16 protein-coding genes are annotated in these 19814 nt (G+C 45.6%); 8 read left to right on the plus strand and 8 right to left on the minus strand.

Translation table 11 applies throughout. The features are described from left to right. Positions 1-29: 29 nt before the first annotated feature. The 4 genes from AB204_RS03575 (at position 30) to pckA (ending at position 5509) form a co-directional block, all read left to right on the plus strand. Positions 30-2234: an IgaA/UmoB family intracellular growth attenuator gene (locus tag AB204_RS03575; RefSeq protein WP_235428016.1), complete on the plus strand. Its 2205-nt coding sequence runs from the start codon at positions 30-32 to the stop codon at positions 2232-2234. Between the two features lie 82 nt (positions 2235-2316). Continuing rightward, positions 2317-2730 (plus strand): ribosome-associated heat shock protein Hsp15, encoded by a 414-nt coding sequence (gene hslR, locus AB204_RS03580; RefSeq protein WP_047962012.1) that lies wholly within the window; start codon positions 2317-2319, stop codon positions 2728-2730. A gap of 26 nt (positions 2731-2756) precedes the next feature. Then, on the plus strand, positions 2757-3629 hold the full coding sequence (gene hslO / locus AB204_RS03585) for an Hsp33 family molecular chaperone HslO (protein WP_047962013.1): 873 nt from the start codon (positions 2757-2759) through the stop codon (positions 3627-3629). Between the two features lie 260 nt (positions 3630-3889). Then, positions 3890-5509, plus strand: a complete 1620-nt coding sequence (pckA, locus tag AB204_RS03590; protein ID WP_047962014.1) for a phosphoenolpyruvate carboxykinase (ATP) — start codon at positions 3890-3892, stop codon at positions 5507-5509. A gap of 115 nt (positions 5510-5624) precedes the next feature. Here the strand turns inward: pckA and AB204_RS03595 are convergent, their stop codons facing one another. The 5 genes from AB204_RS03595 to AB204_RS03615 form a co-directional block, all read right to left on the minus strand. Continuing rightward, the gene (locus AB204_RS03595) at positions 5625-6320 is read right to left on the minus strand and encodes a pirin family protein (protein ID WP_047962015.1); all 696 of its coding nucleotides are present in this window, start codon (positions 6318-6320) and stop codon (positions 5625-5627) included. A 288-nt stretch (positions 6321-6608) separates the two neighbouring features. Then, positions 6609-7535 (minus strand): GNAT family N-acetyltransferase, encoded by a 927-nt coding sequence (locus AB204_RS03600; RefSeq protein ID WP_047962016.1) that lies wholly within the window; start codon positions 7533-7535, stop codon positions 6609-6611. A 12-nt stretch (positions 7536-7547) separates the two neighbouring features. After that, positions 7548-8789, minus strand: a complete 1242-nt coding sequence (locus tag AB204_RS03605; RefSeq protein ID WP_047962017.1) for a phenylacetate--CoA ligase family protein — start codon at positions 8787-8789, stop codon at positions 7548-7550. 18 nt (positions 8790-8807) lie between these two features. After that, the gene (locus AB204_RS03610) at positions 8808-11243 is read right to left on the minus strand and encodes an acyl-CoA reductase (protein ID WP_047962018.1); all 2436 of its coding nucleotides are present in this window, start codon (positions 11241-11243) and stop codon (positions 8808-8810) included. Between the two features lies 1 nt (position 11244). Further along, positions 11245-12375 (minus strand): LuxE/PaaK family acyltransferase, encoded by a 1131-nt coding sequence (locus AB204_RS03615; protein ID WP_047962019.1) that lies wholly within the window; start codon positions 12373-12375, stop codon positions 11245-11247. Between the two features lie 566 nt (positions 12376-12941). On the opposite strand from AB204_RS03615, the gene AB204_RS03620 reads away from it, so the two are divergent. Beyond that, the gene (locus AB204_RS03620; RefSeq protein ID WP_053067827.1) at positions 12942-13208 is read left to right on the plus strand and encodes a hypothetical protein; all 267 of its coding nucleotides are present in this window, start codon (positions 12942-12944) and stop codon (positions 13206-13208) included. Here the strand turns inward: AB204_RS03620 and AB204_RS03625 are convergent. Beyond that, positions 13205-14449: a BaiN/RdsA family NAD(P)/FAD-dependent oxidoreductase gene (locus AB204_RS03625; RefSeq protein ID WP_047962020.1), complete on the minus strand. Its 1245-nt coding sequence runs from the start codon at positions 14447-14449 to the stop codon at positions 13205-13207. The two genes, AB204_RS03620 and AB204_RS03625, sit on opposite strands and share 4 nt — an antisense overlap. A 298-nt stretch (positions 14450-14747) precedes the next feature. Here AB204_RS03625 and pitA point away from each other — a divergent pair, with 298 nt between their 5' ends. Further along, positions 14748-16238 carry an inorganic phosphate transporter PitA gene (gene pitA, locus AB204_RS03630; RefSeq protein ID WP_047962021.1) on the plus strand — a complete coding sequence of 497 codons (1491 nt, stop codon included), beginning with the start codon at positions 14748-14750 and terminating at the stop codon, positions 16236-16238. A gap of 97 nt (positions 16239-16335) precedes the next feature. Here pitA and uspB read toward each other — a convergent pair whose 3' ends face one another. Then, entirely contained in the window at positions 16336-16665 is a 330-nt protein-coding gene (uspB, locus tag AB204_RS03635; RefSeq protein WP_047962022.1) for a universal stress protein UspB, read from the minus strand. Positions 16666-16947: 282 nt separating this feature from the next. On the opposite strand from uspB, the gene uspA reads away from it, so the two are divergent. Next, positions 16948-17379, plus strand: coding sequence for a universal stress protein UspA (uspA, locus tag AB204_RS03640; protein ID WP_047962023.1), 432 nt, complete (start codon positions 16948-16950; stop codon positions 17377-17379). A gap of 259 nt (positions 17380-17638) precedes the next feature. Beyond that, entirely contained in the window at positions 17639-18982 is a 1344-nt protein-coding gene (gene gdhA / locus AB204_RS03645) for an NADP-specific glutamate dehydrogenase (protein WP_047962024.1), read from the plus strand. A gap of 87 nt (positions 18983-19069) precedes the next feature. Here the strand turns inward: gdhA and rsmJ are convergent, their stop codons facing one another. Beyond that, entirely contained in the window at positions 19070-19813 is a 744-nt protein-coding gene (gene rsmJ / locus AB204_RS03650; protein WP_047962025.1) for a 16S rRNA (guanine(1516)-N(2))-methyltransferase RsmJ, read from the minus strand. Position 19814: the final 1 nt, after the last annotated feature.

Genomic DNA, 19814 nt, shown 5'->3' on the forward strand with positions numbered 1-19814 from the left:
TTATATAACCTTTTGTAAATAAAATTAAAATGGAAGGCAAGAATAGGAATAGCCTGATTCTGGTTGTTTCACGAGATTGTTATTCTGCCAGTCTCTGTATTGCTGTTATGGGCGTGGGGAAGAAAATGAGCTCATTGGTCATTATATTGGCTACTTTTATCATTAGCCTGATTATAATGGCTTCCTTTCTGAATTTCAGATGGAAGCGGCTTGATAACGCGCGTTATCTACCGTCGATGGTCAAAACAGCCAGACGTAAATTGAATGCTGATGAATATCAATCCATAGAATCTTACTTGAGAAATGCTCATCTTCTGATGAAGCAAGGTAGCCGACATCAGGCAGGCTATCCGGCGTTACCGGTTAAAAGTGATAATGTTTATATCACCAGCCACCCTATTACCCGTTTTTCTGCCGCCGGAGATGAATCTCACCATTGGCGTTATTATGTTGATGAAACGGAAATACATTTACCTGTTTTTCTTGAGCCATTTATCAAGCAGCAGAATACGATTGAAATTATCCAGACAAGCTCGATACCGATTGTCATCGCAGTCAATGGTCACTTTCTGAAAGATTATCAGCAGGATCTGTCCATTACGCGGGCGATAGCCAAAAAAGAGCATGCTTCCATCCAAAAAAATGGTAATTCAAGTGCTAACTTACTGTATGTCCGCAAGGAGACATTAGAAGAATATCGCCTGAGACATTCAACAGGGATTCAGGAAGGCATTCTCATGAGTATGGGGCTTTCGATATGGTTTGTTGCTCTTTTCTTGCCCATCCCCATGTTCCCATGGTTAATGTCGGTTGCATTCTTAAGCATATTGGGCAGTTTCTGGCCGTACTTTCGGTTGCCTTCGGGTCGAAAATTATCCAATATTCATTGTTTCAGCGGTATTCCCAAACGTTGGGGAGTATTCAGCGAGTTTGAACCAGAGCAAAGAAAAAATATTTCACTGGGCGGTATTGATCTCATTTATCCGACGCATTGGGAACCCTATGTTTTTCACGATCTTGACCAGAATACAGATATAGACATGTACGCCAACTGCCATGTTACCCGGCAGGGGCGCTATCTTTCCTTACATGAAGAAGAAAAACACTACCCTTATCAGCGCCACAGGAAGAATTTGATATTGGTGGTTTTCTCCGTATTGGCCATGTCATTGCTTTATTTTTACCAGCCCGTGAGTTTATCCATGCGGCTCAGTTTGGCGTGGTTATATGGCAACAATACTAAAGTTATTACCAGTTTTACCGAGCTACAAAAAATGCCGTTGAAGCCAGGAGATGTCCTGAAGGTCAAAGGTGTCGGGATGTGTTATATGCCGCCCAATAGGGTATATGGGGGAGAGCTTTCGTTCTTCGCTGCATTCGATTGCTTCGGTATCTATTGGAACAGCGAAACGCCATTGCCATTACTGGAATCTAAACCCGTTGAGAAAGCGGCTGCGCTGATTAAAATAGTTAATGAGCAATTGCATCCGTTTTCAAATAACAGGAAGATCAACCCAAGTCTGGATGGATCTATTGTTAAATCGGGTATGATCCTGCTCGACAATTTTGCTCCAATCGTCTTAAAAACGCACAGTTTATGCCAGAAAGAGCCTGAGTGTAACCGCCTTAAGAACGCACTTGCCAATTTGGGGAACGCCAAGAATTGGAATGCGCTATTGAACGATGCCAGAAAAGGGAAGCTGGATGGAACTAAAGTGTTATTGCGTTCTGCCAGTGCGGATGCGTTGGAAAAACTGGTTGATACGACGACGGCATCATTTATCTATAGGGAAATGAATAAAATTACCACGCTGATAAATAGTCCATCGCCGGGAGGCGTTTTGCTGATTAGTGCAGAGAGGAAAGATTTACTCGAATATCCGATGCGGGTAGGCAATATGTATGAACATACTGCTCTGGAACGATGGCAGGAATTAGAAGAAGTTTTAGGATTACTGATGCGGACGCCATTCGAAACAGGGGGGATTGTGACGGAATTGTCCGAGAACGCAAATGGGACCCGCCAGATCACGCTGCATCGTGAACCCGATACCAAGACTCTCATTCGTTATCTGGGCAGTTGTTTGCTGTTGGCAATATTACTGACGACGTTCACGATCAACATGATACTGGTTATAAAGAAAAAGCAGAAAAACCGACGGCGTCTCCAGCATATCACTCAATATTACGATAACTGTTTCAAATCATCCTCATCGCCGGTGGATTGGCGATAATCCGATGGGCTGTGTTACCCTCAGTCCGTCTTTTTGCCGGCTCCGATTAGATCGTGGGATCAGACAATTGGGAGAAGCTATCATGTTGAATTCAGATACCGATCAGGCTGTACGCCTTGACAAATGGCTGTGGGCTGCCCGTTTTTACAAGACCCGTTCCAACGCACGTGAAATGATTGAAGGGGGTAAAGTCCATTATAATGGGCAGCGGAGTAAGCCGAGTAAACTGGTTGAGTTGAACGCAGAGATCAAACTGCGTCAGGGCAATGATGAGAAAACGGTGATCGTCCTGGCATTGAACAGCCACAGACGTAGCGCCACCGAAGCCCAGCAACTTTATCAGGAAACGGCAGAAAGTATTATCAATCGGGAAAAAATGGCATTGGCCCGTAAAATGAATGCGCTGACGATGCCGCATCCTAATCGCCGTCCAGATAAAAAAGAGCGGCGTACACTGATTAAATTCAAGAACACAAAATTAAATGAGGCGGAATAACCGTCTCAGTGAAATGAGAGATATTTATGACCAAGCATGACCAATTACACCGCTTTTTATTTGAAAGCTATTCTGTCAGGGGGGAACTCGTCTCCGTCAGCGAGACTTACCAGCGGATGCTGGAGAATCACCATTTTCCTCAACCTGTACAGCAGCTATTGGGTGAATTGTTGGTCGCAACCAGCCTGTTGACAGCGACATTGAAATTCAATGGGGATATCACCGTACAGATTCAGGGTGATGGCCCGGTCAAGTTAGCGGTAATTAATGGCAACAACCAGCAACAGATGCGCGGCACTGCACGCATTGATGGTGATATTAATGCAGCCAGCAGCTTGAGGGACATGATAGGCAATGGCTATATGGTCATTACTGTTACCCCAACAGAAGGTGAGCGCTATCAGGGGGTTGTGGCTCTGGAAGGCGATACGTTGGCAGAATGTCTGGATGCTTATTTCAGACAGTCTGAGCAGTTACCAACCCGTTTGTTTATCCGTACTGGAATGCAGGATGGAAAAATGGCTGCGGGTGGCATGTTATTGCAGGTTTTGCCGAGTGTACAAGAAGGCAGCGAGGATATGCTTGACCATCTGGTGCAACTTACTGCAACCATTAAAGGTGAAGAACTGTTTACTCTGGATCCGAAAGAGATTTTGCATCGCCTTTATCATGAAGAAGATGTCACGCTCTATGATCCTCAGCAGGTTGAATTTCGATGCACATGTTCCCAACAACGTTGTGCTGATACGTTAGCGACATTACCAGATGCTGACCTTCAGGAAATTTTGCACAACGATGGCAAAATTGATATGGAGTGTGAGTTCTGCGGGATGCACTATGTTTTCGATGAGAAAGATGTCAGCGAAATAAAAGCGACGAAAAAAGAACAGTCGCAATGATAATGTATTTGCATGGGATAATGTATTTGCATAGATAGATTGTGCAGTTGCACTCGTTATGCATAACCGTTTTTTATGGGGCGTAAAATACGCCCTTTTTATTATTTATCCTGTTTTCATTCCGTGTTCTGTGTCTCATATAAACTTAAAAAAAGTAATGTAATTTCGATTTTTTGATAACAATCGCTGTTAATTAGTCATAATTATTTATTATCCCCCCGCAGAGATAGAGATAAAGTATAACTGACCAGGAGCAACAAATGAGCGTTACAGGCATTACTGAGCAGGAACTTGCGGTTTATGGTATTCGTGGTGTTAGTGAAATTGTTTATAACCCAAGTTATGAATTGTTATTCTCTGAAGAAACCCAATCCTCACTACAGGGATATGAGCGCGGCACACTCACTAATCTTGGTGCTGTCGCAGTAGATACAGGTATTTTTACAGGACGTTCCCCGAAAGATAAATACATTGTCCGTGATGATGTTACTCGCGATACCGTATGGTGGGCTGATCAAGGTAAAGGTAAAAATGATAATAAACCGCTCAGTCAGGAAACCTGGTCTCATCTCAAGGGGTTAGTTACTCAACAACTTTCAGGCAAACGTTTGTTTGTTGTGGATACCTTCTGCGGAGCCAATGAAGATACGCGCCTGAAAGTGCGTTTTATCACCGAAGTCGCCTGGCAGGCTCATTTTGTGAAAAACATGTTTATCCGCCCATCTGATGAAGAGCTGGTCGGTTTCACGCCTGATTTTATTGTGATGAATGGCGCCAAATGCACGAACCCACAGTGGAAAGAGCAAGGGCTGAATTCTGAGAACTTTGTTGCTTTTAACCTGACAGAGCGTATGCAGTTGATCGGTGGTACCTGGTACGGCGGGGAAATGAAAAAAGGGATGTTCTCAATGATGAACTACCTGCTGCCACTGAAAGGTATCGCTTCCATGCACTGCTCCGCCAACGTGGGTGAAAAAGGCGATGTCGCTATTTTCTTTGGTCTTTCCGGTACGGGCAAAACAACACTTTCCACTGATCCGAAACGTAAATTGATCGGTGATGATGAACATGGCTGGGATGATGACGGCGTGTTTAACTTTGAAGGTGGTTGCTATGCGAAAACCATCAACTTATCCAAAGAAGCCGAGCCAGATATCTATCACGCTATTCGCCGTGATGCCTTGCTGGAGAACGTTACTGTACTGGCAGATGGCACGGTTGATTTCAATGATGGCTCCAAGACAGAAAATACCCGCGTCTCTTATCCTATCTATCACATTGACAACATCGTTAAGCCGGTATCAAAAGCAGGACACGCGACTAAAGTGATTTTCCTGACAGCAGATGCTTTTGGTGTGCTGCCTCCGGTTTCCCGACTGACTCCAGAGCAGACTCAATATCACTTCCTGTCAGGTTTTACTGCGAAATTGGCGGGAACTGAACGTGGTGTGACAGAACCGACCCCAACTTTCTCTGCTTGCTTTGGTGCGGCATTCCTGTCACTGCATCCGACTCAATATGCAGAAGTGCTGGTTAAGCGCATGCAGGTATCGGGCGCGAAAGCTTATCTGGTCAACACTGGCTGGAATGGTACAGGCAAACGTATTTCTATCAAAGATACCCGTGCGATTATTGATGCTATCTTAAACGGTGACATTGAAGATGCAGATACCATCGAGCTGCCGATTTTTGATTTGACTGTTCCAACTTCATTGCCGGGTGTAGATACGGGGATTCTTGATCCACGCAACACCTACGCGGATAAATCCGAATGGGAAGTTAAGGCGAAAGATCTGGCACAGCGCTTTGTCGATAACTTCGATAAATATACCGATACCGCTGCGGGAGCCGCGCTGGTGAAGGCTGGCCCTAAACTGTAATTTCTGTTTATAAGCTATTCCTATGAAAGCCCCCTATCCGGCCGGATAGGGGGCTTTCTTAACTGATATTTCTCAATTTGATACAGGGAAAGGGCATAAAATTAAAGCTCTGACATTAATGGGATGGCAGATCGAACAGCAGAATCTCACTTTTCTGGCTGGCAGTTAATTGAAGAAGGGATTCATCCCAGATAGCGACACCATCGCTGGTGGTAGCCAGCGTTCCATTGATCGTCACTTCTCCCCGAACAACCTGAATCCAGATTTTTCGTGCTTTTTCCGCATGATATTCCCCCTTTTCACCGTTTTTGAAGGCCCAACGCCATAACGTCATATCCTGAAAAACTTGCAGGGAACCCGCACGGGCATCAGGAGAAAGGACTAACTGGCGGCCTTCAACAGTCTTAAAACGGCGCTGTTCATAACGGGGAATGAGTCCTGCTTTATCTGGCATGATCCAGATTTGGTAAAGGTGTAACTGGCTATCATGATGTGGATTAAATTCTGAATGACGAATGCCGGTTCCTGCACTCATAATCTGGAATTCTCCCGTCGGCACTTGTCCCTGATTTCCCATGCTATCTTGATGCTCTACTGTTCCGGACAGCACATAAGTTAATATTTCCATATCCTTGTGAGGATGCATGCCGAATCCCTGGCCTGCATCAATAACATCTTCATTAATGACTCTGAGAACGGAAAATCCCATAAAATTTGCATCGTAATAGTTGGCAAATGAAAAAGTGTGCCAACTGTCCAGCCAACCATGATTGGCATGGCCTCGTTCTGAAGCGCGACGTAAGTAGATCATTTTCAAAATCCCTCAATGTTTTTTGTAGTCTAGTTGAAGGGCTGAAATATAAAAGATTAGAAATTTAATCTTAGAAGTCAAAAAAACTGAACAAAAAGCGAGGAATTATCGGACAAAAAAAAAGCCAGCAATAAGCTGGCTTATAAAAAGTAAACACTGGAAGCAATGTGAGCAATGTCGTACTTTCACATGGACCCTGAAGGTGGTGCACTGAAAGTGTTAAGAATGATAATCGTTCTCAATATCACTTGTAAAGTGTTTTTTTAATCAAATTTAGGATGCGTTTATCTATACCCCTAATTCCATTTGATAGAGATGTCGGGTTCCTGAGTCATGAAACTGATAGGGCGTTAGCTGATAGCCTCTTAGCCATAGTAAAAACCAGCCATCATGTGTGTCGGGGCATAATCCTGCGAAGCGGAAGCCCCCTTTTTTGAGCTGTGAATACAATTTCAGGGATTCTTCACACGCAGGCAGTTTTAAATAGATTAATTGTCCGGTTGGAAAATCGATAACTTCCGATAAAAAGTCAGAATGAACCTCATAGAGAGTGATCTCCAGACGTCGACCGGATTTTTTAATGGTAAACGGCCCCGAGGTAAGGAAACGACGATAGGCTTGCTGCCCACTTGGGGATGACTCACCCACATATTGGCTTATCTGGGTAACCCAGTTTTGCCAGGGTCGTGGCCAGTTCAGTTTAGGCAGTGGCAACGACTTAAGCGGCAAAATGCCCTGAACGATACTTTCAGGCTCAGGCAGCCCAAATGGTGAATCGACATAATCCAGCATCAGGGCTGTCGAATAAAAGCCTAAGTTCCGGGCGATGTACTGGCTTTTCGGATGAGAACATACCTGTTTTATCGTCAATAAATTATAACTTAGCTCTTTTGCATAGCGGCATAAATAGCTGCCCAGAGACTTAGCCACACCATAGCCCTGAAAATCGGGATCTACGGCGATGAGTGCAAGTTCTGCATGGTTTTGCTGCACCGCATCTTTAACCAGTGCAGCATGACCGATGAACCGCCCTTGATGGAACGCTAAGGCAGAATACCACTGCCCCGTGACTTGATTATCATCAATGAGCCTTGGCAGATAAATATCAGGATAGACATACGAGTCGCCGTAGACTCCACGGAATAATCGGCTGATCTTTTTATCATCACCCGACTGGTAACTTCTAATCTGAATAGCGGAAGGGAAGATAGTCATCGATTTCAACCTTTAGTTATAACTACGCAGATCCACAACTCTCTGCAATTTTCCTGATCGTGGGTGCGTATACATACCATCAATATTGGTTTGCACAATCTCCAACAGACTTTGATGTATGTTGGCCTTGGCCAGATTAGGAAAAGCCGTCAGTACTCTATGGCGTATTTTGTCGATATCGACTGTTTGAAGACTTGCTACCAACAGTCTGATTTTGTCTTCTCCTGCCTGCTGACTTAGCTCTAGTTGCCAGGCCAGAAGCTCCGTCTGCTGTGATAGCTGTGTGGCTAAATCATCAGGGAATAATGACAGTGTGCCAAACCGAATGCGGTAACCTTGGTTGGCACGTCCTTGCAGAGCGAACTTGCGGTGCATCTGTTCTGGCTCACACCAGCAAGCCATATCGCCGGTAGGATAGCGGATCACCGGCATGAGTTTTCGTTGTAGATTGGTGACAACGAGCAGGCCGCACTTACCCGGAGCCGTAATCGGTTGGTGAGTAATTTCATCCACGATTTCGATAATGGTGTCTTCCTCAAATACCCGATGCTCTCCTTGTTGACACTCAGGATCAGCAAAGCCGATCAAGCCGGCATCAACACTGGCACAGCCTATTGATCCCAAACGCGCATTAGGAAAAACCTGCTGTATGATAGCTGTCTGTGAATCAAACAGGCTCTCTCCACCGTACAAAATGGTCTCCACCATCGGCAATGTTTGTCCCACATCTTTCAGATAGTGAGCAAGGCGGATTAACTGAACGGGCACCCCCGCCAGCACATTGATGTTATGCAGTTGAATATTGTTAACCAGCAAATCATCTTCAACCTTGCAGGTGAAAGGATATTCCAATATGGGGAGTGGCGAATTTGATAATGCGCCGTGAATAAATATGAAACTGGTATACAGATCGCCAGCAAAAAACAGATTGGCTACACGATCCCCAGTCTTCAACTGGCGGGCAATACCTTGCCCAAAGGCGTGAATAAATGCTTTCCACTCTTGCTGACTGAAAACTGATAATCGTCCATCGCTGGTTGATCCACCCGTTTTATATACATGACCGCCTGCCAGTGGTGCAGTCAGTACCGGCCAAGTTTGTAAATCGTTTGAATGTGCCCAGTAATCACTGGGCTCCACGAGTGGCAAATCTTTCAACGTCCAGTTCTCGGGAACGGACTGGTAGAGTGCTTTGTAATAAGCAGAATGCTCGCGTGCATGATGGAGCAAATCAATCAATGCTGTTCTGGTCATTATCTGAATTTTACTCACTTAATATTTACGTAAGTCAATGAATAATGGTGATTTTCCGCTATACATATTTTGGCGGAATTGAGTGGCGGGTGTGGAAATAACATCTAAATTCAGTAGTTTTCCATTAACCACTTCGGCGAGTTTTGCATTCTGTAATAAACGCTGGCGTACTGCGGCTGGATCGGAACCATCAACCAATAGCTGAATGCTATCTACGCCGTTGCTGTCATGCTCGATTATCCATTGCACGGGTAAACCCAGTTGCTGAGACAAATCAGCCAGATTGACAAAAATGCTACCTACACGTAATAAAGCACCACTGCGTCCCATCAAACGGAAGCGGGGAGAAGAAAGGCCACAAGAACAGGGTTGATTGATCCAGCAACCGAGATCGCCTAAATCATAACGTTGGACAGGTTGTGCCTCACGATGCAGGGAAGTAAATACCAAGCGGCCGGTTTCACCATCAGCAGCGGGTTGATCATTATCGACATTGAGGATTTCCAGCCATTGAGTATCGGCCATTAAATGGAAAACACCGTCTTCGCTGGCGGCACATCCATGACCTACAGGGCCGGCATCCACTGTACCGTAGATGGTTGAACGTATCAGGGTAACGCCAAAGCCGGTCAGAAAATGTCGCTGGCTCATATTCAGGTGTTCACCACCCAAAAATAGCTTACGAATACCGCCATATTGACGTAGTTTGGCTTCCTCATTCAGGAATAACCGATGCAACGTACTTGGCATTCCCACCAGCGTATTAATACGTTGTTGTACGATGAAATCGGCGATTTCACGGAAATCATTATCGGCAGGGCCGCCCATTGGATATTGAGCCACGCCCAATTTATCCAGGATGGTGAAAAAGCTCATCATGCCGCCGTACAATTTTCCGCCATACAGCAGGTTCATCACCCGATCAGTCGCGGGTTCAAGCCCAGAAGCGAATACGCCATCAGCCGCGGCCTGCATTTGCCGGTGATAATCCTGATAGCTATATGCAGCCAGTTTAGGCTCACCGCTGCTGCCGCCGCTGCGGAAAAACAGGCGGGATTTTTCATTCGGAACCAGCGCATGAAAATCGGCTTTATTCATGACAGGCAGATTTTCCAACCCACGCGGACGCGATGGGGAAATATCAAGATGGGCGCAGCCTGCCATTAAATCTGGGGCCAGACTGACTGAGACTCGCTTAGTCAGGCGCGAGAGCGCATAAACGCCATCGTGCGGCTCACCGCTATAGCCATCATGCATCTGACCCGCCGGTGTGATACGGCTAATACCTGCTGCGAACAGCGCATGGCTCATCTCGGTTATAGATTCCTGACGAGTCATCAACGCACAGGTTTGCAGGTGATTACGCCAAGGTTGCAAAATAGAGCATAGACGTTGGCGCGGAGCCGGGCGTACCTGCAATGTGCGGAACAGAGGGGACGCAGCCAGTTCTTTTTCGTGTCGCCAGATCACCCGCCATCCGTCCGCTTGCCAGACTTCGCCGTTTACCTGCGTAAAAGAGAGATCGAGTTGTTGAAAAGCAGTTTGGGTTGTAATTTCAGCGGCTTCCTGCATATCCGGTTTTAATGCCGGGTGTAATTCAGAACGGCGTTGCAGGGCTGCGGCCATGCGTTGTCCGACATGCTGTAAAACGTTTGGATCATCACTATCGACCAGCAGGCATTGCGGACTGGAACAGGCTTGCTGATCAAAACGACAAATATCATCAGCCAATGCATCCAACAGGGTATCATCAATGGCTTCGGGACTTAGCCAGGCAAAACTGATGCGGTGTCCCCAATCTATCCAGCGACAACCGGTTGGTAGCTGTGCACGAATGGATGCCAGAGAGTAATCGCCCCCCCAGGCAGAAACCGCATCAGCCTGATTCAGTAATTCTGCCAGTTGTGTTACAGGCAATGGTAATACCGCTACCCGATCAGCTAAATCACCTGAAATATCGTGTGCCAAGAATTCCGCTAACAGTTGCGAACTAAACCCATTATCGCTGCTGCTGGGACGCAACCAGTTGATATTTCCGACCAACAGACTTTCGATAACAGCCATAAAAGGCAGTAGTGCGGCATTGGAGGGGGTAATATGGACGACTAATCCCAGTGGTTTCCAAGCCTCATAGCGATTCTGAACATAATCGAATCGACGCAGTGAAAAGGCATTTTTTCCAAGTTCCCGCTCCAGTTTGGCTTCTAACGCCTGACGTTGGCAGAAAGCGCTGAGTGCCTTTCGGGTTTGCGCATCAAACAGGGGATGATCATCCAGATTGGACAGATAATCCGCGAAACGTTGTGCACAATCGAGCACTTGCTCGGAAGTATGAGGATGTGCCAGCAACTCGGGTAACCGCTCACGTAATTTTGCGATGTTTTGTCCTGCCAATGGCTCTGGAGAGATTGGATTATTCATTGAACTTACGGAAACTGTATTTACGGAAGACATATCAAGATCTCTTAATCAATTCTGAAGCGGCGATAGCACAACTACGATTTTTGCTGGTACCGGCACGGCCAAGCAATTCAAACCAGTCAGTGTCCAGTTCACAGCCACAACTGTCAGCGGAGTGCAGTATGGCAAGATCATTTGTGACGATGCTATGGGCAGGACAGGAAGTGATATAAGGCGATGCAAAGTGCAGGAAGCCGGGTTCTCCATAAGGCTGGCGCGACAAATTGGCGGTGTGGCGCACGTAAGCCCGGGCATAGACCGGGACATGAAAATTATGATGGGAACATTCAACATAAGGCACGGGATGTTCCACTGAACCATAACCATCGCGGCAGCGAATATCAGGGATACCCAGTTGTTCAGTCAGACGTTGATACAGTTTCAGTTTAGGGATGGATTTATCGGCATGAGTTTTCCAGCCTCCACCGAGAAAAACCAGTGACTCTGGATGCAATTTCAGTGCAGGAAGCCCCATTTGCGCCATTCTTTGCAGGGTAAACCACAGGAAAGCGGGAAAGCCGAAAATACGTACCGGCAACCCTTCTTCAGCGAATTGTTGGAGTGCGGCAATTGTACCGAAAGGATCAAATTCATTGCCTTGGCCATTATGACGCAAAGCATAATAAGCGCGATTTACGGGGGCATATTTAGCCAAAAACTGATCGGTATAGGCCGTACCCAGCGTAACAGCACCTGCGGGTTCGTAGCTGAGTAGCAGATAGTTGCACGGTTGATCGGGCGTATTCCAGCCATAATAGTCGAAAATACAGTCCACCATATGTTGGGCAGAGGTAATACTTTCAGCGTCATAACGCATGCGGCTCTTTTGCCCAGTGGTTCCGGAGGAAGTCAGTTCCAGCGCATTTTGTGCACTTTCACTGAGTATCAAATTACGCTTGAAGTAATTGGCAAATAGCAGCGGCAGGCTTGACCAATCATCCAGTGCCATTATCGCCTGTTTGTCTAAACCATGATCTGTCAGCCATTGCTTATAGCCAGGAGTATGCTCGCAGTGATACAGCGTCAGTTCACGCATAGCGGCATCAAATAATGCATCATATTCGGCACAAGCACGATAAGGGTGTGTGATAGCACACAGTGCTTTGACGTGAGGTAAATTTTGCATATTAAGACTCATTCTTTAGTAACAACTACAAAGGATTATTAATTAATTTTTTTAATTAATTTATGTATTCGCGTATTGAATGTAATAATTTTTGACAGGCTTTATTTGTTACCTAACGTTATGAAATAAAGGGCTATCTCAATTAATTTTTTGAGCCTTGTTGGAGGATGATACTTTTGGTTTCTGACAGTGATTAAGTCTAATTTTGGTAAAATTAGCTTTTTGGCGATATTATTTCGCGTTTTTTTGCATTTTTATAGTCAATGTCAGCCCTGTATTTGCGGAGCGCATTATTCCAAACCGCATAGTAACAATCAAATCGTTTTTCTAATGTTTTACCTCGTTCCTATGTTTTAGACAATCATTATTTAATACGTTTGTTTCATTATTTATTGTTATGTGATGATTGGTTGAAATTTCTTTTTACACGCAAACTTACCTCAATCTGACAATTGTGCTGCTGTCTTCAAGATCTCCGTAAGTATGGGAAAAAACTGTCAAAATGAATTGACAGGTTAAGGGAGCATACCGTGAGAGTTATTGTTCTAATAATGGATGGATACGACATGAATATATCGTTGGGGTTTGGTGAAGTTGGTATTTTATCCTGCGCTGGGTTCTTGTTACCGCCACTCATGTTTTCCGAAGAAGGAATTCAGGCCCTCACGGTCGGTGCACAACGGGTCAGTAAACAGACAGACAGCGCACTTTCTCTCGCGGCACAAGATGCCATTGCTAAAATTGAGGCTGTCTTGCCTTCGGATTTGCGTGCTGTTGTCTCTGATAATGCTCTGGATATTGGTCAATATCCAGAGCCCGTTGAAGCTCTTTAAATGATCTTATCTGTAGTTAATGTAGTCGGCTTAACGCTATTATCTCTACACTCGGTGATCAAAGCCTGCGCACAAGCCCACGCTGAACTCCACGCCCATTGGAAGTTATATCCACCTAGCCAGCCGGTCACATCAACCACTTCACCGATAAAGTACAACCCTTTCACCTTGTGGGTTTCCATTGTTTTTGAGGACAATTCATTCGTATCCACACCACCAAGAGTCACTTCCGCAGTGCGATAACCTTCCGTGCCATTCGGTTGTACCTGCCAGCATTGCAGGGTTGCGATCAACTCTTTTTTCTGTGCGGGACTAAGTTGTTTCAGGGATAGTTCCGGCAATTGCCCGAGAGACTGTAAACATTCCACCAAACGTTTAGGCAGGAGCTGAGCCAGTGTGTTTTTCAAACTCTGGTTAGGGTGTGATTCCCGTTCTTGATCCAGAAAGTGCTCCAAATCTGTATCAGGAAGTAAGTTAACACTCACATATTCGCCAGACTGCCAATAACTGGAAATCTGCAAAATAGCTGGGCCGGAAAGACCGCGATGGGTGAAGAGGATATTTTCCCTGAATACGGTGCCATCTTTTGCGGTGACAACAGAAGGAACCGCGACACCAGAAAGTGTTTGCAGTTGTTCCAGTAGAGGTTTATGCAGGGTAAAAGGTACTAATGCCGCACGTGTAGGCAGGATATTGAGACTAAATTGTTCTGCGATACGGTAACCGAAAGGTGAGGCACCCAAACCGGGCATGGATAGGCCACCAGATGCAACAACGAGTGAGTGTGTGCTTACTTCTTTTTCTGAGGCTGTAATAACAAAACCCGGCTCTTTCTTTTCTATATGGGTGACTTCACTACGCAAGCGAATTGTGACGCCGCCGAGTTTGCATTCTTTTAAAAGGAGGTCGATAATTTGTTGAGCGGAGTCATCACAGAAAAGCTGGCCCAACGTTTTTTCGTGATAAGGGATACCATAGCGTTGCACCAGATCAATAAAATCCCATTGCGTGTAGCGAGCAAGTGCTGACTTACAAAAATGCGGGTTGGTAGAAAGATACGCGGCGGGTTCGGTGTACATATTGGTAAAATTACAGCGCCCACCACCGGACATCAAAATTTTGCGCCCCGCTTTTTTGCCATTATCCAGTACCAGAACGTTTAATCCGGCTTGCCCTGCCTGAGCAGCACAAAACAAGCCAGCAGCGCCGGCACCGATAATAACTACATCAAATTTTTCCATTCGCCTGTCTCTTGTGGCCGAGTAAATTATAGGAAATCACCGCATTGTGGGGGTTGTATTCACGAACTACGGAGAAAAATACGCATTTAGTTTCACTTTTGGCTGGCAAAAGTTATTTTTCATCAAAAAAATATCAAAATATTAAAATTAAATAACTGTTTGATATTTTTGATAAATGTAAGGATTTTTATGTCGTTTTATTGTCATTAAATCAAAAAAAGGTCATATTTCTCTTTTCCCGCTAACGTTTGTCACTGATAATGCGCGCGTTCATGTCCTACTAACTGGCTTAACGTATATGCTACATCTGTTTACTGGCCTGGAATTTTATACCGGCCTTATGTTAGTGCTTGCTCTGTTGTTTGTGCTTTTCTATGAAGCCATCAATGGGTTTCATGATACCGCAAACGCAGTAGCAACTGTTATTTATACCCGGGCGATGCGTTCGCAGCTTGCCGTTGTCATGGCAGGGGTTTTTAACTTTTTGGGTGTTCTCCTTGGTGGATTAAGTGTCGCTTATGCGATTGTGCATCTGCTGCCTACGGATCTTCTGCTAAATGTCAGCTCGGCTCACGGTTTGGCTATGGTTTTCTCCATGCTGCTGGCAGCGATCATCTGGAATTTAGGTACGTGGTACTTCGGTATTCCAGCATCCAGTTCCCATACGTTGATTGGTTCTATTATCGGCATCGGTTTGACTAATGCGATAGTGACCAGTTCTTCGGTAGTGGATGCGTTGAATATTCCGAAGATGATACAGATTTTCATGTCCTTGATCCTGTCTCCTCTGATTGGTCTGATCATTGCCGGAGCGATGGTGTTTTTGCTGCGCCGCTATTGGAGCGGTACGAAAAAACGTCGCCGTATCCATATGACGCCTGCCGAACGTGAAAAACAGGATGGTAAACGCAAACCGCCATTCTGGACACGTACTGCCCTGATTCTTTCTGCTGTTGGTGTGAGCTTCTCCCACGGAGCCAATGACGGCCAGAAAGGTATTGGTTTGATCATGCTGGTTCTGATTGGCGTTGCGCCTGCGGGCTTCGTCGTCAATATGAACTCAACCAGTTATGATATTGCCCGTACTCATGATGCTGTTGTTCATTTGCAGCAATATTATGGGCAGCATGGCTCGGCACTGGCTCATGCGATTGAGTTGACTCCGGCTATCGCTTCTGTGGAAGACCAATTGGATATGGAGTTCCATTGTGATAGCTCACGCGCTCTGGTGGTTTTGAACAAGACTGAAAACATGCTGGGGAATATCCAGAGTTTCAGCGAGTTGACGCCGGACCAACGTAACAACATGCGTCGTATGCTGATGTGTATCACTGATACCGCAAGTTCCGTGGCTAAGTTGCCGGAAACCAGTATTGAAGATGCCCGTTTCCTGAATAAACTGCGCAAAGATCTGCTGAATACCGTGGAATATGCACCGTTGTGGATCATCGTTGCTGTGGCGCTCGCTCTGTCTTTGGGCACCATGGTAGGGTGGAAGCGTGTTGCTGTGACCATTGGTGAGAAGATTGGCAAAAAAGGCATGACTTATGCCCAAGGCGTTTCTGCTCAAGTTACAGCCGCAGTTTCCATTGGTGTTGCAAGTTATACGGGAATGCCGGTATCTACGACACAGGTACTTTCTTCTGCTGTAGCGGGAACAATGCTGGTTGATGGTGGTGGTGTCCAAAGCAAGACCATCAAAAATATCATGCTGGCGTGGGTTCTGACTCTGCCTATTTCAATTGGATTGTCAGGTATTCTGTATTGGATTGCCTTGAAACTGATCTAATGACATCTTAGGAAAAAGGGTTGGCTACTGTGTTTGTAAGCCAACCCTTTTTTATTTCTGACTTTATTTCTGTTCACGTTAGTTTCTCAAACCCAATTCAAACAACGATTATTATCAGGCATAGCACACCAGCCCCAAACAACACTTCCGTCAATATAAATTGCTTTCTCAGCCTTTCGCACAACAAGATGACATCGGGATCGTGATGGTTGATATAACTTTGCGAATTGATATAGCGCACGAGCCGAAACTGTTTGCTGAATTGACTATTGGTTGTAAAAAAACCATTCCCATCAACCGACTGATATAGCATGGGATCTGACTCGCGCAAGATTGACAATAGTGCACGAAGCGAAGAAAAGTAGCGAACCATGTTAATAATGCAGATAAGGCAAACTGCCCAAAAGAGTGCAATAGCATTGAACATACTTCCTCCTACTTATAGCGGCAACAAATGCTGCCAGAAAGAAGAAATCAACCGAAAAGATTCTAATGTGAATAATAACTATATTAAATTTTAGAAGAAAATACAGTGTCCTGTGTATTGAAGAAATAATGAAACGGGGTGCTTTATTTAAGGAAGAAAGAAAAACAATAAGTTGTGATCAAAACAACACTCAAAAGGTACATTGAGCAGTTATAGTATAAACATCAAATCACAGCATTTAGTGCTGCCAATCCATTTAATCGACGTATGGAAGGAGCTCTTATGGCTTACAAACATATTCTTGTTGCGGTTGATCTATCACCAGAAAGTCAGATTTTGGTGGAGAAAGCTGTGTCAATGGCAAAACCGTACAATGCCAAAGTTTCCCTGATCCATGTTGATGTAAACTACTCCGATCTTTATACCGGCCTGATTGACGTTAATCTTGGCGATATGCAAGAACGTATCGCGGATGAAACCCGTAAATCCCTGAAAGAGTTGTCTGCCAGCGCAGGTTACCCTGTTCAGGAAACGTTGAGTGGCAGTGGTGATTTAGGGCAAGTCCTTGTTGATGCTATCAAGCAATACGATATGGATCTCGTTGTATGTGGTCATCATCAGGATTTTTGGAGCAAGTTGATGTCTTCAGCTCGTCAGCTTATTAACACCGTTCATGTTGATATGTTGATCGTGCCTTTGCGTGACGAAGAATAATCTTCGGTTGAAATTTTATTCTATAAAATCGCCTGCTTATGCAGGCGATTTTTTTGCCCTTAGAAAGGATAATGAAACTGCTTTAGAAATTGTCAAAGCTATTTTTAAAGAAATATATAAAAAATAGTTGTTGAAATGTAAGCATAAAACGGTGCTATATTCAGAAAGCAAACCGTAATTACCTCACATTTTCGACAAAAAAATAATATGGAAAATGGCTGGGGGTCATCACTTCTGAATGACAAAAAGGAAGCCCTAAATGAATGTTGCATCATCTTTAGTCACATTTCTCGATTCGGTTCAGTCCCGCAATCAGCATCAACCAGAATACCTACAGGCAGTACGAGAAGTGTTGACCTCTCTCTGGCCTTTTCTTCAACAAAACCCGCAATATTGTGAGCAAGGATTATTGGAACGTCTGGTAGAGCCGGAAAGGGTTATCCAATTCCGCGTCTGCTGGGTGGATGATCAAGGAAAAGTACAAGTTAACCGTGCATGGCGGGTTCAGTTTAGTTCTGCCATTGGGCCATTTAAAGGCGGGATGCGTTTTCATCCTTCGGTTAACCTTTCTATCCTGAAATTTTTGGGCTTTGAACAGACATTGAAGAATGCGCTGACAACATTGCCAATGGGCGGCGGAAAAGGGGGTTCTGATTTTGATCCCAAAGGGAAAAGCTACGGTGAAATCATGCGATTCTGTCAGGCATTAATGACAGAACTTTATCGCCATTTGGGGCCGGATACCGATGTGCCCGCCGGAGATATCGGTGTGGGGAGTCGTGAAGTTGGCTTTATGGCTGGCATGATGAAAAAATTGTCCAACAATACGGCATGTGTTTTCACGGGCAAAGATCTCTCATTTGGCGGAAGCCTGATCCGCCCTGAAGCCACGGGCTATGGCCTGGTTTATTTCACCCATGAGATGTTAAAACGCCACGGCATGGGTTTGGAAGGCATGCGGGTATCCGTATCCGGCGCAGGAAACGTTGCACAATATACCATCGAAAAATGTATAGAACTGGGTGCAAAAGTGGTTACGGCTTCGGATTCAGGCGGCACGGTATTGGATGAAGAGGGTTTTACACCGGAAAAACTCGCCCATCTTGAAGAGATCAAAAATCAGCGTTACGGCCGTATAGAAGAGTATGCCAAAGAGCGCGGATTAACTTTCCTCAAGAGCCAGAGCCCGTGGTCAGTTCCAGTGGATATTGCCCTGCCTTGTGCGACTCAGAATGAATTGGATTCAGACGCGGCAAAAGTGCTGATTAAAAATGGGGTAAAAGTAGTTGCGGAAGGGGCAAATATGCCGGCAACCATCGCTGCTACAGATGCTTTCCTTAAAGCGGGAGTTTTGTTTGCGCCGGGCAAAGCCGCCAATGCGGGTGGTGTGGCGACTTCCGGCCTTGAGATGGCTCAGAACGCGGCGCGCCTGAGTTGGAAAGCGGAAAAAGTGGATATTCGCTTACATCACATCATGCTCGATATCCATCACGCTTGTGTAGAATATGGGGGAGAAGGCAAGCAGACTAACTATGTACAAGGCGCGAATATTGCGGGTTTTGTTAAGGTTGCAGATGCCATGTTAGCGCAGGGGATCGTGTAGTTGCTTAGTTTGGCATGTGATCGATAGTCAATTTACGGATAATCCCCATGAAAATATGGGGATTGTTTTTTTGCGTTGAAATCTCGATTAACAGGAATAAATATCGAAACGATGATTTTTCGTGGTAATTGAGGCAGAGGCTTTAACGCCTGCCAGCGGTTCGGCATAATCCGGTCGTTTCACCACAACCCGACGCTTTGCCAGTGCCCATGCGGGTTCCAGCAAACCGTCTGCATCCTCATCCGCCCCGACCAGAGACTGGAAAACGCGCATCTCTTTTTTGACCAGAGCGCTTTTTTGTTTATGCGGATACATCGGATCGAGATAAACCACATCAGGTTGAGGGGTAATATCCGTCAGTGCCGTAATGCTTGAGGCATGAATCAGCGTCATACGCTCTTTCAGCCAGCCCCCGATCTCTTCATCCTGATAGCCGCGCTGTAGACCATCATCCAGCAATGCTGCTACCACCGGGTGGCGCTCCAGCATTCTGACGTGACAGCCGATGGAAGCCAGCACAAAGGCATCGCGGCCTAAACCTGCGGTCGCATCCACAACCGAAGGTAAATAATCTTTCTTGATGCCGACGGCCTTAGCAACTGCTTCGCCACGACCGCCCCCAAAACGGCGGCGGTGAGCCATCGTTCCGGCAACAAAATCAACATAAATTCCGCCCAGTTTAGGCTCATCGCGCTTGCGCAGCTCCAGCCGTTCGGGAGTCAGTACCAGAGCCATGACTGAACCTTCATCATGAACCAGATTCCAGCGTTCAGCCAATAGCGATAAGGCGCTGTGATCAGCGCCTTCTTCACAAATCAAACAAATCTTCACA

The sequence above is a fragment of the Xenorhabdus khoisanae genome (genome assembly GCF_001037465.1).
Taxonomy (GTDB): Bacteria; Pseudomonadota; Gammaproteobacteria; order Enterobacterales; family Enterobacteriaceae; genus Xenorhabdus; species Xenorhabdus khoisanae.

Excerpts from the sequence above, each read along its gene's own strand:
- AB204_RS03600 (WP_047962016.1), bottom strand. The coding sequence starts at position 7,535 with ATGACTATCTTCCCTTCCGCTATTCAGATTAGAAGTTACCAGTCGGGT.
- gdhA (WP_047962024.1), top strand. The coding sequence starts at position 17,639 with ATGAATGTTGCATCATCTTTAGTCACATTTCTCGATTCGGTTCAGTCC.
- hslO (WP_047962013.1), top strand. The coding sequence starts at position 2,757 with ATGACCAAGCATGACCAATTACACCGCTTTTTATTTGAAAGCTATTCT.
- pckA (WP_047962014.1), top strand. The coding sequence starts at position 3,890 with ATGAGCGTTACAGGCATTACTGAGCAGGAACTTGCGGTTTATGGTATT.
- uspB (WP_047962022.1), bottom strand. The coding sequence starts at position 16,665 with ATGTTCAATGCTATTGCACTCTTTTGGGCAGTTTGCCTTATCTGCATT.
- AB204_RS03625 (WP_047962020.1), bottom strand. The coding sequence starts at position 14,449 with ATGGAAAAATTTGATGTAGTTATTATCGGTGCCGGCGCTGCTGGCTTG.
- AB204_RS03610 (WP_047962018.1), bottom strand. The coding sequence starts at position 11,243 with ATGTCTTCCGTAAATACAGTTTCCGTAAGTTCAATGAATAATCCAATC.
- pitA (WP_047962021.1), top strand. The coding sequence starts at position 14,748 with ATGCTACATCTGTTTACTGGCCTGGAATTTTATACCGGCCTTATGTTA.
- AB204_RS03575 (WP_235428016.1), top strand. The coding sequence starts at position 30 with ATGGAAGGCAAGAATAGGAATAGCCTGATTCTGGTTGTTTCACGAGAT.
- uspA (WP_047962023.1), top strand. The coding sequence starts at position 16,948 with ATGGCTTACAAACATATTCTTGTTGCGGTTGATCTATCACCAGAAAGT.
- AB204_RS03615 (WP_047962019.1), bottom strand. The coding sequence starts at position 12,375 with ATGCAAAATTTACCTCACGTCAAAGCACTGTGTGCTATCACACACCCT.
- AB204_RS03595 (WP_047962015.1), bottom strand. The coding sequence starts at position 6,320 with ATGATCTACTTACGTCGCGCTTCAGAACGAGGCCATGCCAATCATGGT.
- hslR (WP_047962012.1), top strand. The coding sequence starts at position 2,317 with ATGTTGAATTCAGATACCGATCAGGCTGTACGCCTTGACAAATGGCTG.
- AB204_RS03605 (WP_047962017.1), bottom strand. The coding sequence starts at position 8,789 with ATGACCAGAACAGCATTGATTGATTTGCTCCATCATGCACGCGAGCAT.
- AB204_RS03620 (WP_053067827.1), top strand. The coding sequence starts at position 12,942 with ATGAATATATCGTTGGGGTTTGGTGAAGTTGGTATTTTATCCTGCGCT.